This is a genomic window from Aurantibacillus circumpalustris, assembly GCF_029625215.1.
Taxonomy (GTDB): domain Bacteria; phylum Bacteroidota; class Bacteroidia; order B-17B0; family Aurantibacillaceae; genus Aurantibacillus; species Aurantibacillus circumpalustris.
Genome location: NZ_CP121197.1, coordinates 2,912,459 through 2,927,415, shown reverse-complemented (window position 1 = coordinate 2,927,415; position 14,957 = coordinate 2,912,459). Strand labels below are relative to the sequence as shown.

13 protein-coding genes are annotated in these 14,957 nt (G+C 34.4%); 5 read left to right on the top strand and 8 right to left on the bottom strand.

The annotated features are described in order from the left end of the window. Positions 1–70: 70 nt before the first annotated feature. The 4 genes from P2086_RS12195 to P2086_RS12180 form a co-directional block, all read right to left on the bottom strand. Positions 71–787, bottom strand: a complete 717-nt coding sequence (locus tag P2086_RS12195; protein WP_317897018.1) for an RluA family pseudouridine synthase — start codon at positions 785–787, stop codon at positions 71–73. Between the two features lie 3 nt (positions 788–790). Then, positions 791–2,023 (bottom strand): TlpA family protein disulfide reductase, encoded by a 1,233-nt coding sequence (locus tag P2086_RS12190; RefSeq protein ID WP_317897017.1) that lies wholly within the window; start codon positions 2,021–2,023, stop codon positions 791–793. Positions 2,024–2,545: 522 nt separating this feature from the next. After that, complete coding sequence (gene yidD / locus P2086_RS12185) at positions 2,546–2,758, bottom strand: membrane protein insertion efficiency factor YidD (RefSeq protein WP_317897016.1); 213 nt, start codon at positions 2,756–2,758, stop codon at positions 2,546–2,548. 152 nt (positions 2,759–2,910) lie between these two features. Further along, a complete protein-coding gene (locus P2086_RS12180) occupies positions 2,911–3,357 on the bottom strand; it encodes an NUDIX domain-containing protein (RefSeq protein WP_317897015.1) in 447 nt (148 codons plus the stop codon). 135 nt (positions 3,358–3,492) lie between these two features. On the opposite strand from P2086_RS12180, the gene P2086_RS12175 reads away from it, so the two are divergent. The 5 genes from P2086_RS12175 (at position 3,493) to P2086_RS12155 (ending at position 9,941) form a co-directional block, all read left to right on the top strand. Next, positions 3,493–4,023 (top strand): hypothetical protein, encoded by a 531-nt coding sequence (locus tag P2086_RS12175; RefSeq protein ID WP_317897014.1) that lies wholly within the window; start codon positions 3,493–3,495, stop codon positions 4,021–4,023. Between the two features lie 53 nt (positions 4,024–4,076). After that, entirely contained in the window at positions 4,077–6,494 is a 2,418-nt protein-coding gene (locus P2086_RS12170) for a TonB-dependent receptor plug domain-containing protein (protein ID WP_317897013.1), read from the top strand. Between the two features lie 77 nt (positions 6,495–6,571). Continuing rightward, entirely contained in the window at positions 6,572–7,111 is a 540-nt protein-coding gene (locus P2086_RS12165) for a hypothetical protein (protein ID WP_317897012.1), read from the top strand. Between the two features lie 86 nt (positions 7,112–7,197). After that, on the top strand, positions 7,198–9,513 hold the full coding sequence (locus P2086_RS12160; RefSeq protein WP_317897011.1) for a TonB-dependent receptor: 2,316 nt from the start codon (positions 7,198–7,200) through the stop codon (positions 9,511–9,513). A gap of 17 nt (positions 9,514–9,530) precedes the next feature. Then, positions 9,531–9,941 carry a hypothetical protein gene (locus tag P2086_RS12155; RefSeq protein ID WP_317897010.1) on the top strand — a complete coding sequence of 137 codons (411 nt, stop codon included), beginning with the start codon at positions 9,531–9,533 and terminating at the stop codon, positions 9,939–9,941. A 132-nt stretch (positions 9,942–10,073) separates the two neighbouring features. On the opposite strand, the gene P2086_RS12150 is transcribed toward P2086_RS12155, so the two are convergent. From P2086_RS12150 to P2086_RS12135, 4 genes are all read right to left on the bottom strand, one after another. Beyond that, entirely contained in the window at positions 10,074–10,376 is a 303-nt protein-coding gene (locus tag P2086_RS12150; protein ID WP_317897009.1) for a hypothetical protein, read from the bottom strand. A gap of 29 nt (positions 10,377–10,405) precedes the next feature. Next, positions 10,406–11,545: a hypothetical protein gene (locus tag P2086_RS12145; protein ID WP_317897008.1), complete on the bottom strand. Its 1,140-nt coding sequence runs from the start codon at positions 11,543–11,545 to the stop codon at positions 10,406–10,408. Positions 11,546–11,726: 181 nt separating this feature from the next. After that, positions 11,727–13,655, bottom strand: a complete 1,929-nt coding sequence (locus tag P2086_RS12140) for a tetratricopeptide repeat protein (protein ID WP_317897007.1) — start codon at positions 13,653–13,655, stop codon at positions 11,727–11,729. A 67-nt stretch (positions 13,656–13,722) separates the two neighbouring features. Further along, positions 13,723–14,760 (bottom strand): glycosyltransferase family 61 protein, encoded by a 1,038-nt coding sequence (locus P2086_RS12135; protein ID WP_317897006.1) that lies wholly within the window; start codon positions 14,758–14,760, stop codon positions 13,723–13,725. Positions 14,761–14,957: the final 197 nt, after the last annotated feature.

The window sequence follows — 14,957 nt, the reverse complement described above, 5'->3', positions numbered from 1 at the left end:
TCAATAAATAAAATTTGGGTAGCTTTTACATGCGGGGCAGTCTCTATAAAGTAGAAAACATTTAATTTTTTTACGAAAGCACTTCACGAAAATACTTCCACACCGCATCATCACTGACAGGAAACGCTTGAAGATTTATTTCTTCTTGTTTGATAGGATGCACAAAACTTAACTCATAACTGTGCAAATGAATAAAACCTCCTTCATTGCTTCGGTTAAACCCATATTTTAAATCTCCCTTAATAGGAGAGCCAATTGCTGAAAGCTGACAACGGATTTGATGATGACGACCAGTAAACAATTTTATTTTTAATAAATGATAATTATCTGAAGATGCTAAAAGCTCATATTCTAATTCTGCCTTCAAGGCTTCACCAGTGGGCTTAGCAAATGCCTTAGACATGTTGGTTTTTTCATTCTTAATAAGATAATGAACCAAACGATCATTTTGTTTTGGTGGTTTGTTTTTAACTACCGCCAGATAATTTTTCTGAATTGTTTTTTCACGAAATAATTCATTAAAGCGTGAAAGAGCTTTGCTTGTTTTTGCAAAAATAATTAAACCGCTCACAGGTCTGTCTAAACGATGTATTACACCGCAAAAAACATTTCCAGGTTTATTATCTCTTTGTTTGATAAAGGTTTTTATTTTTTCACTCAAAGGTAAATCACCTGTTTTATCTCCCTGTACAATTTCAGAAGGCAATTTATTTACAACCATTATGTGATTGTCCTCATAAACAATTTGTTCTTTCCAGATAGAATCTTTATTTATTTTCACTGACATACATTAACGGATTCCTGTTTTGGTATTTTGTTGTCGCACTTTAAAAATAATATTCAAATTAAATTCAATCCCTTGAGAAGGCGATAAAGCTGGTGATTGAGCAAGATAACCGGAATTATTAATTAAAAAATAGGCTTCGTTTCCTGTAACGTAATAATTCTCCTTAGCTGTTTTGGTAAACGATTTATCATTGCTAAACCAAATTGGCCAATCAAATTTTGGATTCATTCGCAAATAATTTTTATAAGTATTCACGCTGTCATCCAAACAAATGCTTAAAAACACAATCTTATCGCCAAACTTTTTTTTAAGGGAAGCAATCTTTGGCATCTCCTTTAAACTTTCGACATTATTTGTAGAGAAAAAATTTAAATATACCCATCTTCCTTTATAAGCACTAAAACTAGAAACAGTGTTATCCTTGTTTCTTGCCGAAAAACCTGGTGCAGCAGAACCCACCTGCATCTTATTAAAAAAAGCCAACATGGTTGAAGCTATGGCTTTATGTTCTTTAATTTTTGTTTGCAACTGCAATTGGGTTACAATATTTTCTACCGCCTCTGGTTGAAAATCGTTGCTGTAATAAAAATTCCATAAATTTTTTAAAATCACTAATTCACGTAGACTATCACTCTGTAAAAATTTATCCTGACGAACAAAATCTAAGAGGCTGGAATAGTCTGCTTTAACATTGATGATATGATAAAGCGATTGTCCTTTTTGTCTAGCAGCAATGGTATTTAAATAGCCTGTAAAACAGGCATTAAAAAACTGCATGTATTCATACTGTTTGTATTGAATAGGGCGATTAAGAATGTAAGAATTGATTAAATAATTTTCTCCGCGCGAAACACTAGCATTAATACAAGCGATGGAATAAATCACATAACTTCTAAAATATTCGTTTTTAATGTTTGCATATCGGCTGTAACAAAGTTTCTCTAAAGAATCTGCGCGACGTAACATAGCAGGTCTTCCGAGATAACGATTATCGTGCATTAAAAAAAGGTTATTGTATTGTTGTTGATAGTCAAAAATCAAGGCATTAAGTTCTGTGCTATCGGCTCCGATGACACCAATATTAACGTGTAGTTCAGTATCATTGTTGTAATCAAAATTCTTGTCCAGTTCAGGAATGGTAATCCCATATGTATAATCAGGTTGTACGTACAGTTGCGCAACGACATTATCAATTTTAAAGAAAACGGGTTGCGTGCGTAGTGACTGAAAATTCAATTCAAAATAACCATCCGATTCAATTGTATCAGTGCTTTCTTTCTGACGGTTATGGGTTATGCCATCTGTTTCCGAATACAGTTGAATTAATTTACCTGCATAGGAAGGATGCGCTCTGCCTTTAATAAGAATGTTTTGAGAAAAAACATTGGTAAAGCCAAGTAGTACAATAAAATATGTGAGCGCTAAACGAATCTCTTTTATAATAAAATTTAAGTGGAAAGATACGGTAAATCCTTTTTAGTCACTGTTTAAAAATATTAAAATTGCCAGTGGTTTTTAACCACAGAGTTGCACAGAGGAAGCGCAGAGTAGCACGGAGGAGGAATGAAGAACGCAGTGAACAGCAAGCAGTAGGCAGTTGGCTGTCGGCGCGTGGCTGCATGGAAATTTCTTGCCTTAATGGTTAAAAGATTAGAAACAACAGAACACAAAGAGTTTGTCAAAAGAAGTTAAATACAAAACCTCTGTGAAATCTCTGTGCATTACTCCGTAAACTCTGCGGTTAGATTGGAAAGGGATTTACGGTACAGGATCATACCCATGTCCACCCCAAGGATGGCAACGCAGAATTCGCTTTAAACCCAACCAACTTCCTTTAATAGCGCCATACTTATTAATGGCTTCGATAGAATACTGGCTACAAGAAGGTGTATAACGGCATGCATTTGGTAGCAGCGGACGAATAGCAGCCTGATAAAATTTTACAAAAAGTATCGCGATTTTTTTCAGCATGATTAGGGTACGAAATTAACCAAAATAAATAAACCATAGCAAGATTGAACCACATAAGAAATATAAGAGCATATAAGGAAGCTATTGGCATTTAAAGCTTTGCGTCTTTGCGAGAAATAAATTAGTCGGCAGCTTGAGGTATCGACTATCGACTAACCCCCAAACCTCTTCACCAACATCTCACCTACTTTTCTATCGATAATTAATGTGAAATCAGTTTCTTTTAACTCTTTTAAGTTTATCCAACGCAGCGATTGTGCCCCGTCCTTCTTTTCATAATCATGGCTTTTTGAACTCACTTTAAAATCAAGGCTCTCCAATGGTTCTACGATGTAGTAAATACTAATGACCTGACTATTTGTATCAAAAGAAGACGTTACAAAAAAATCGGTGGTGTAAAAATGTTCTGTGACTTCAATTTTTAGATTAAGTTCTTCCTGAAATTCTCTGATCAAACAATCTTTAATTCCTTCGCCAAATTCCAAGCCGCCACCTGGCAATTTTGTTATTTTATTTTTCTTTATGTACTCATCAGACACTAAAAGAGCGTTGTTCTCAATTAAAATACCGTACACTCTTACATTAAACTTGCTAGACACAGGGTAAAATTAGACTATAAAGACAAATAATAAAAATAAATAGGCTATAAACCTTATTTAATTAAAGAATAAGAAGCGTTAAGGCACCTAGATTGGAAATAAAGTAAAACATCTTATATTTGTTATAGTTGAGTTATGAAACTTAAAACTACTTTATTTTCTTTTTTCCTTATTTTAATCACCTTGTTAATTGCAGGGCGCTTCCTCTTTTTTATTTCTTACATCGCTACTCAAAAAACTGCTTTTAGAAGTGAGCTTATTCAACATAGCTTCAAAGAAGCTAGAACGATTGAAGTAAGCGCAACTGACCTCTTTCAAGATAAAAACGGTTTAGTTTGGAAAGAGAACAATAAAGAACTTTTAATTGATGGCGTTTATCATGAAGTCATTTGCATTAAACAAATGGGTAATAACGTCCTAGTGTCTCTTCTTGAGGATAAAGAAGAAAATCGTTTATTCTTTTCTTTTTTTTCGTCTGATAAAAGTAAAACTGGATTCGTCACTGATTTTATTAAAATCCTCTGTCAACTTATCTTCCTCGATCAAGCACCAATTAAACTCACTGAGATTGTTTCTTATTTTAAAACTCTTAGCGTTTTTCATCAATTAATCTTATGTGATTTTCATTCAGAAATCATCAAACCACCAAAGCCCTTTTTCATTTAGTTTCCGAGGCCTTTGCCTCAACATTCCATTACTATTTACTTAAACTATGAAAAATGAAAAAGATTTTACTTTCTTTTATTTTATTGTCTTGCATTACAGCAAGAACGCAAACGCTTAGCATTAGCGATAACTCTTCACGCGAAAAGTTAGTTAACGTTATTATTACAGACAAAAACAACAAATCAGTTAGTTCAGACAACTCCGGAAAAGCCGATATCAGTGAACTTGAAAAAAGTGGAGACATTTACCTTTACCATCCCTCCTATTCTATTTACCTTCTTAATGAAAAAGAAAAAACAGAAAATTCCGTTGATATTCGCTTAACATTTAAAACCGTTACTCTTGACGAAATTGTTTTGTCAGCCAACCGTCAGCAAGAACATAAAATTGATGTGCCCTATAAAATAGATGTGATTCAACAAAAAGAAATCGAGTTTGTAAATCAACAAACCAGCGCTGACCTTTTACAAAACACCGGCGCGGTGTTCGTTCAAAAAAGTCAGATGGGTGGTGGAAGTCCTGTTTTGAGAGGTTTTGAAGCGAACAAAGTACTCATTGTAGTTGACGGAATCCGCATGAATAATGCCATATACCGTGGTGGACATTTACAAGATATTATTTCTCTTGACGCCAATATGTTAGAAAGAACAGAAGTTGTTTTTGGTCCTGCCTCTACTATATATGGTAGCGACGCACTTGGCGGCGTTATGCATTTTTATACCAAGAAAGCTGAATTTAGCTCCACAGATAAAATGCTTGTAAAAACAAATGCGTTTGTACGTTACTCATCAGCAAATAAAGAGCAGACAGGGCATATCGATCTAAATCTTGGCTGGAAGAAAATTGCTTCGATTACAAATGTGACTTATTCAAATTTTGGTGATTTACTAAGTGGAAACACAAAACTAAATGGTTCACCAAAAAACTGGGATAGAAATTTTTATGCAAAACGTTTTGATAACCGTGATAGCACAGTAAGAAATCCAAACTCAAATCTACAGGTTGGAAGTGCTTATTCACAGTTAGATTTTATGCAACGTTTTAATATAAAGTCTGGAGAACACATCGTACACGGACTTAATTTTCAGCTCAGTCAATCTTCTGATATTCCTCGCTACGATAGATTAACCGAAATGGTGGGAGCCAACATGCGTTTCGCAGAATGGAATTACGGTCCGCAAAAACGCTTACTTGCCTCCTACTCTTTCAATTTTGACAAATCAACTGCGCTCAGCGATAATTTTAAAATAATCGCTGCTTATCAAAAAATAGATCAAGATAGGATTTCACGTCGTTTTCAAAATAAAAATCGCGTCACACAAATGGAAGACGTTACTGTACTTTCTCTTAATTTGGATGCATACAAACGCGTAAAAGAAAAACACGAATTGCGTTATGGACTCGAAGTGCAATCAAACGCAGTTACTTCCACCGCAGAGAGTTTAGATATTACAACCGACGTGGTAAATCCTGCCGCTACCCGCTATGGCGATGGTGGAAACAGTATGAACACAGCCGGCATTTATCTATCGCATTCTTGGGAAGTCAGTGAGAATTTTGTAATCACAGACGGAATTCGTGCTACTGCAAATTCCTTGGAATCAAAATTCAAAGATACCACTTTCATAAAATTCCCTTTTACTTCAGCGAAACAAAACAACCAAGCACTTACCGGTAGCCTCGGTTTTACTTGGAAAGAAGAGAACGACTATAAAATAAGTCTGCTCGCCAACACGGGATTCAGAACACCCAATATCGATGATATGAGTAAAGTATTTGAAAGCACTAGTAATATTTTGATTGTTCCAAACACAAAACTAAAACCGGAATACGCTTACAATTTCGAAATGACGATCAGTAAAATATTCGATAAAAAATATAAGTTTGATTTCACAGCGTTTTACACCATTCTTGAAAATGCTTTGGTAACGGCAGACTACACGTTCAACAATCAGGACACTATTCTAATTGACGGCACAAACCGAAAAGTGCAGGCGGTTCAAAATAAAGACCGTGCTTACATTTATGGAATAAGCGCTGGAGTGCAATTTGATTTTAATAAAAATGTATCCTTTAAAAGTATCATCAACTACACCTACGGCCGGTACATGGATGTAAGGAAGGATACCGTTGTTGCCTTAGATCATATACCACCGGTTTTTGGTCAAACAAGCATCATTTTTAAAGAGAAAAATGCAGACGCTGAATTTTTTGTGCGGTACAATGGCAAAAAATCAACTGCAGATTATAGTGCTTCAGGCGAAGACAATGCTCAGTATAGTGCCAATACAAAATCTGGTTACATGCCGGGATGGTTTACCTTGAACATTCGATTAGGTTATAATCTCACGAAGAAATTAAGAGTAAATGCGTCTTGTGAAAACATTACAGATAACAGGTACAGAGTTTTTGCCAGCGGTATTAATGCTCCCGGACGAAATTTTATTGTGAGTTTGAGGTATAAATTTTAAAAAATAGTAGAAAAGTAGCTTGGTTTAACTATCAAGCTACTTTCTAAAGTCCAAAAAAAGCACTAGTTTTGGTATGAATGAAGAAGAACCATTACTTTTTACCATTTTTTCTCATTGTATTAACCTGTTTTATTTCATTCAGGTTTTTATTCTTTGTATCCTATGTTCATATAAAAAAAGTAGAATTTCGTCAACAGTTATTAGAAAACAAATCTGCAGAAGTTATAAAGTTTTCGTTTGAAAAAAATGATCTTTTTCAAAACAAAAATGGCTTTCAATGGGAGAAAAATAATAAAGAACTTGTTGTGAATGGAGTTTATCATGAAGTGGTGAAAATAATAAAAACAGCTACTGGAGCCATCGTTTATGCTATTGAAGACAAGGCCGAAAACTCATTATTTCAAACATATTTTTCTTTAAATGAAGATATTCAGAAAGATGGCACTACTCTATTGAAACAAATCCTCAATCTTAACTACCTTGCCCCAAATACGCTAGCCCAAAACAATGTTGAGTACAAAAAGATAACTTACATAGAAGCTAAAATTCTTTTTAGCCCTCTGGTCTATGTTTTAAAAACCATAAAACCGCCAGAAATACTGTCCTTGTATTTCTAATCTCTTGCCTTAATTCATCTTGGGGTAAATTATTTATTTAAACATTTCTATCAATTTAGAACTGGTTTTGCCTGTGTTTGATCTTCGTGAACGAAACTCTTTTCGTTTGTAAAATCTTAAAACACTCGAAACCAGATGATGCAACAATGCTTCGCAACATAGTAATATTTTTACTGGCACTTGTCATTTGTCCGTACATCAATTTCGGGCAGACTACTTTTAATGGTAGTATAAAATCGGAGTCTGACAGCAGTCTCTTGAGCTCTGCTGCTATTTACATTCCGGAACTTGCTATTGAAACGCGCACTGATAAAAATGGAGAATTCCGAATAGATAAAATACCTAAGGGTTACTATTTTTTACAAGTTGATAAGTTTGAATTCAGAACGTATAGCACGGTTGTATTTATTAATGATTCCGTGAGCGGTAAAATAATTTATTTAAAACCCGGTATTAATAAATTAGATGAGATTGTCGTGTATGGCAACCAGCAGGACAAACGATCTGAGACCTCTAATAGCATTGATGTTCTCGACTCCAAAACAATGCGTGAAATGGGTGCGATGAATTTAAGTGATGGAATTGCCAAATTGCCCGGTGTAAATCAGTTGAGCACCGGTGCAGGAATATCCAAACCAGTTATTCGTGGTTTATTTGGTAATAGAATTCAAACTGTTTTACTCGGGATGCGCTTTGACAATCAGCAATGGCAAGATGAACATGGACTTGGTCTCTCGGATGTTGGTGTAGATCGTATCGAAATAATAAAAGGAGCTTCATCTCTTTTTTACGGTAGTGAAGCAATGGGCGGAGTGCTAAATATTATAAATGAAAAGGCTGCTCCATTGAATAAAACTATTTCCGATTTTTCGACTCAGGTTTTTTCAAATACATACGGCTATGCTATTGATGCAGGGATTAGAAAAACAACTAACAAAACAAATTGGGGAATCCGCATTGGCACAGAATCTCACGCGGATTACAGCGATGGGAACGGCACAAGGATTTTAAATTCACGCTTTGGAGGAACACTAGCGAAAGCATTCTTAGGTTTTAAGCGCAAACATTGGGTGAGCGAGACCAACTACCTTATTTCACAAAATAATTTTGGTTTTTTGATGGATGCTTATCAATTGTACGACAAGCAAGATAATCGCTTTTCCAGAAGTTTTGAAAGACCGCATCACAGTGTTTTAATGAATATGTTGACCTCGCAAAACACTTTTTTTCTGAGGTCTTCAAAATTCAAAATAAACATTGGTGCTCACATCAATAACCGACAGGAACAAGAAGGCTCAGGAGGAATAAGTTTAAACATGTTACTTCAAACTTATAGTGCGATGTTTTTATGGATCAAAAACTTTAATCCGAGTACTGAACTTTCAATAGGTTCGCAAGATCAGTTTCAAAGCAATAAAAATTTAGGATCACGTTCCATTGTTCCCGATGCAAATCTTGGAGAGTTTTCTATTTTCGCTTACTTAAAAAAGAAAGCAAAGTTTCTAGTAGCTGAAGGTGGATTGAGGTATGACTTAAAAAATATTCATACACTACCAACCAATAATTTGAATAGCGGTAGTCTCAGCAATCCCGGTTCTGAAGTTGTTCCAGTAAACAAAACCTATAATACAGTAAACGGAGCCCTTGGTATAAGTGCCTTTGATCGTAAACGGTTTAATTTAAAGTTGAATTTCACTACAGGTTACAGAGGACCGAATCTAGCCGAACTTTCTTCTAATGGTTTACATGAAGGGAGTTTGCGTTATGAAATTGGAAATGTCAATTTAAAAATTGAACAAAATCTCTGTGCTGATGTCTATGTAGAGTACTATAATAAATGGATGAACCTTTTTGCTTCTGCCTATGTAAATAAATTTCTGAATTATATTTATCTGCAGCCTGATAGCGCAGATTATTTTGGTTTTAAAATTTACGAGTATGTTCAAAAAGACGCCACTATTCAAGGTGTTGAAGCGGGAATAAAATTACATCCTCCAGGTTTAAAAATGCTTCAACTAAACTCCAGTTATTCTGGTATTGTGGGTGAAACAAAAGACCATGAGTACCTGCCATTTATACCCGCACAAAAAATAAGCAACGAACTGAGGATACAAAAAGATCAGCTAAAAAAATTTAAAAACACCTTTGTTAGTTTAGTGTATATCTATGTATTTAATCAGAACTCACCCAATCAGTTCGAAACAAAAACGAAGTCTTATCAACTTGTAAATGCAAGCATAGGAACAGAACTTTCAAACGAAAAAAATAAATTTTTAATTTCTCTATCCTGTAATAATATTTTGAACGAAGTATATTACGATCATTTATCACGATTCAAATACTTCGGCATTTATAATATTGGGAGATCAATCAATCTTAATCTAAAATTTCAATTTAATTAAAACAACAAAATCTATCTATGAAAAATCAAATCACAATTACCCTGTTATGCTTAGGACTAGTCCTGTTAAACTTTTCGTGTAAAAAATCTGAAGACGAACGCGTAAAACCAAATGTTGAATTTAAAACAGGTGGTTCATACACTTCTGGTGATAAAACGCTAAATAAAAAAGAAAAAATAACCGTTGGAATAAAAGCCACAAAAACAGAAGATGAACTTAAGACTTTCAACGTCTCTTATACTTTTGATGGTGCCGGCTCCCCTACAACCTTTTACAATTATGAACTCGTAAAAAGTGAGTACGATTCATTCAGTAAAGATATCGATATTACCGCTAGAGATCAGGCAGGAACTGAAAATTGGATTTTCTCTATTACTGACAGAGACGGAAATATCACACAAAAAACAATTGTGCTAACTGTAAATTAATTTTTAAAGAAGCTGACTTGGATAAAAAAGCAGATAGTTTAAAAGACTGTCTGCTTTTTTAGTTTTGTTTAGATATTTTGTCTACGCATAATAAAACCTTGCTTGCTGTAAAGGCTTTTGTACATAAGCTTGTTATAGTTTTACCCCCTGTATTAAAACAGAGGCCTTTATTGATTGTTCTTTCAGGTGCAGGAATTTTTTGCGTTCTTCATCTTGTTTAAAATTATCAAAATCTTGTTCGGAATTAAACTCTACGAGATGAATTTCGTAAGGCTTTTCAGCATAGCATTCAATAAAGGAATTCTCATTTGGACGCACACGCAAAAGTAATCTTCCATTATATTTTAATATGGTAGGAATTGCTATGTTTTCGAACTCATCAAAAACCTTTTCCTGACCCGGAAGAATATAAATAAGTTGAGTAATGTAAATCATTTAACGCTAAAATCCGGGTTTACATCAATTCAAAGCGTTGAGGGTGTGATTGAGAGAAGCTCACCTAACATCAGTAGATAGACCGGACCTCCTCCTGTTGTAGCTCCTATAGGGAACGCTCCGCTACAATAGCCTTTTAACAGATTATACTTTGTTTGCTGATCTTGGCTGAGATTAACTCCATCACCAATGAAGGATTTCCATGTCTTTGTGTTAAAATTATAATATGTTCCATTAGAAGCATAAATTCGGGTACCATCCGTGCAAATATTTGCGCTGGTGCCTGATGAAACGATTAATGAACCAATCTCCTTAGGCTGCCCCGCTACAAGCTCAAATATTGAATTACCGAATTGAAATACTAAATGCCCGTCTGTTTTGATAATTGCTGTTACACCAAAAGTCCCGTTGCTACCTAAATTCCATTGCTGAAGTATTCCAGGATCACCTCCGGCATTTGGACTAACTGTGCCAACCTTATAAAGGCCTGTTTGTGTACCACACCAAAGCACTGTCTCATCGTCGGGATCAGCAAATATACAACTAATAGATCCAAGATCACCAGGAATTGTAGCAATCGAATCAAACGTCTTAGGAAAGACCACAACTGATTCAGACCATATCTCCTGACCTGCAACGCCCCAAAGATGATGCATTCCCTTTTTTGCTGAGGCTACTTTCGTAAAATAACCAGGACCAAGTGGCGTAGTCGGAACGTCATACTCAAAAGGAGGTGCACCATTATTCATGTTATACATACCGTACTTTCCTTCAGCACCATTACACCAATGTATGCTAAACTCCCTATCAAATTCACTGGTAAAATTAACAGGCATAAAACTCACCGGAAAAAAATCCGGTTCATACTTTGACCATGCAGCACTACCCGAACCTCCATTATACTTATGGAAACTTCTACTTAACATCGAGGAGTTTTGCATCATTACATATACCCCCCTGTTGGTTACATAAAACTCATTCAATACTGGTATAATCCCGTTCGCTATTGAGGCGTTTGGCAATGGAATAGTGTTGAAACTGGCTACAGTTCCAGAATTTCCACCATTGTTTCCATTATTACCATTAGGAGTTGTGGTTGATTTTTGACATCCCACTAACATCAAGCCGAGTATTAAACCCGTAACAGATTGTTTAAGTGTTCTTTTCATTTGTTTATATATTTCGAAGATACAAGGTACAAATTAGAATGAATAAGGTACAAGGTTTTATTATAACTTTTCATCTTCTACTAAACTTCTGTCCAAATACTTTTTATCGAGCAGAAAATTTTTAAACAAAAAAACACGAATTAAGCAAATCAGAATATGATTAGCCTTGCAACGCAATAATTTAAATTTTTATTCCTATCACACAAACATCATCAATTTGTTCAAGATCACCGCGCCAGTTCTCAAAAGCTAAATATAATTGGTCCTTTTGTTGCTCGCACGACTCAGTGCTGATAGCAATTAGCAACTCTCTCAACCGTTTATAACTGAATTTTTTTTCATTCGGTCCACCAAATTGATCTGCAAAACCATCGGTAAACAAATAAACCATATCGTCTTTCTTTAAGTCAAACACCTGATTCACAAAAGCACGCTTTACAGAATCCGTGCTTGCAGTAATTGCTTGCTTATCGCCTTTTAATTCAATAATTTGATTATTCCTAATAACCCAACATGGATTATTCGCTCCAGCATATTGCATTTTCGATTTTTTGAAATCAAAAATACTCAGCCCCATATCCATGCCATCTCTAATACTTTGTTCACCGCCTGTTGATTTTATATTTTCAGGTAATTTATAGTTGAGATAATTTAATATGTCGGCTGCGGTCCGAATTTCCGGATTCGCAACTGTTTGATTAAGCAATGTATTACCCAACATACTCATAAACGCACCAGGAACACCATGGCCAGTGCAATCTATTGCAGCAATTACAGGTAAATTTTTTTCAGGCAAGTGGTTGGTTGATTCAGAAGCCCAGTAAAAATCTCCACTAACAATATCTTTTGGTTTATAGAGTACAAAATAATTATCAAAACATTTATCCAAAATCTCTTTTTGTGGAAGAATTCCTAATTGAATTCTTTTCGCATAATTGATACTATCTGTGATGTCTTTATTTTTTTGTTCAATAATTGTATTCGCTTTTTTTAATTCTACATTTTTAAAACGCTCCAGTTCAGCTTCCTTTTCAGATTTTTCTTTTTCATAACGTGTCTGAACTTTCTTAATACTATTAGCAGCCTCATCGCTTAATATTTGTGATTTTACTTCAAAGTATTTTTCAAAATGGTAAAGTGCTAAATCGGTTTTATTTAAAGCCTTATACGAATCATAAAATAATTTATGTATGCGCATTTCTTTTTGATGATTTTTTATTGTAACAGCAAAGGACAAACCTTTTTCAAGCTGTATGAGGGCTAAAGGATGATCTTGAATCATTTGATAAGTTTCACCTAGTTCTGTATAACTAGTTATCAAGCCTTGCACATGATTGATCTCTTTCCGTAACTCAATACTTTCTTGCAGATAAGCGATTGCTTTAGTGTGGTTTTTATTTCTATTCTCTAAAAGACCCAAATCATTTGCTGCTCTGCTTAGCCCAGAATTGTGTCCCAATTTTCTATATATCGAAGCAGCGTATTCTAAAAGAGAAAGTGCTTCTGTAACATGGTTTTGAATTATTGCTATCGATCCTAATCCATTTGAAGCCCTGGCTTTTCCATATTCATGATCTAATTCGATAAACGTTTCAAGTGCTTTCTGGTAATGAATTTTCGAATTCTCAAAATCTTTGGTGTCAAAATAAAAAACTGCTAAGCCAAAATGATTCCAAGCAACGCCAATAACTTTTTTTTGCACTAATTTTAGGCATTCAAAAGAAAGATTGAAAGCTTTTTCAAACTCACCTCTAAACCAATGGAAATACGCAAGCATATTAAGTCCCATAGCATAATCCTCGGTGTATGGCTTTATATCCTGAACCATCTGAGTAAGTTCTTCCAAAGTCGTTGAATATTTTGAATCCAATTTTACGCCAGTTACTCTAATTAAGAAAGAAAGGTTACAAAAACAAAGAGTTTCGCCCACTTTATCACCAATTTCTCGAGCAAGTTCTATTCCTTCTTCAAGGAGCGGAAGGATTTCTGTACTATAATTATCGCCATATATGACAGAAAAATCAACTATTTCTTTAATACGTTCTTTAGGATCCTTAATGGTCTTCAGTTTATTTTCAAACTCGGTTAGAATTTCACTAGGCTTCTTCATGTTGTCATAAAAGTAGTAAATTAATTAGATTGTATAAAAGCGTAAAACCCTGTTAGTATTGAGAAGTTTAGCTAGTTGGAGCTCCAGAATTTCTTAAATCCACCTTCGATGCTTCATTTTTCATCATTTCAAGATTCACTTTTAATTCTCCTAAATTTACAGTTAAATCAACTATGTGAGTATCCTTTGAGTTTCCATCATTTAATTGATAATAGTAAGAATGATTTAAGTCTGACGCTAAAGAAAAATAACAGTTATTAAGTGCATCATTTTTATTTCTCAACTCAAGCACTTGACCGTTTTCAGACATAAATAACATATTAGTAAGACCCGCACCATGAACACCTATGAGTGATTTCGTTTGAGACATTATTTCTATTTGTTCATTTAAAGTATAATCTTCAAAAAAATGGATCTCGTAATCATACAACTTCAATAACTCTACTACTTCAATTTCATTGATTATTTTTCTTTTACTAGCTTTTTGTCTACTGATAAAAATATTCCGATGAGGAATGGTTTTATTGTTTTTATAAAACCGATCTCTTATACTAGTTATAATATTTTTATTATAATTTCCTGTTGGCGCAGTATGGCTTGGCAAAACAAGTTCTTTCACCACTATTTTTTGATCGTAGAAATGAACCTTGTAATTCAATAATTTCAGCGAATCATTTATGTAGCTATTTTGTTCAAATTCTTTTGGTAGAATTACGGTGCTAGTGTGTTTGATTTTTTCAGAGGCAATGAGTCGCGGTAAGGCATCAGTAAACCAATGAAAATAGCCGTTACTCCAATTATCAATAATCCATACAGCTTTGTTAATTTTTTGTCCAACACTAAAAAGTAATAAGAATCTTTTTAATACTGATTTCTTAGAGAGTTTATGTATGTGAGAATACGAAAGATAAAACTGAAATTTCCTTAAACTAAAAATAGTGTCTTTAAGAACAAAGACATGACTTAATTGGGTAACCGTGGTTGCATTAATTTCCTTAGAGAGCTCGTGAGCAAATAATTCAAAATCTTCTTTTTTCAGATTTTTAGGTGTTTGTCTTAACGAAACATGCTTGTTATATATTGCTTCTCTCTGTCTTTTTATCATGACTACTCACGTTTTACAAGCAGATTTTAGTGCTGTATTTAGTAATGTCATAAATGTACAAATGTACAGTGAGATGCCAAAATTAAAAAGGTGCCTTGTACAAAGTCATTGAATAATACAATAAGCAAAAGGGTGCTTTCGAATAAGATAATGGTACCAATAAAATGATAAATCATAAGGATAAAATCTAAATTCTG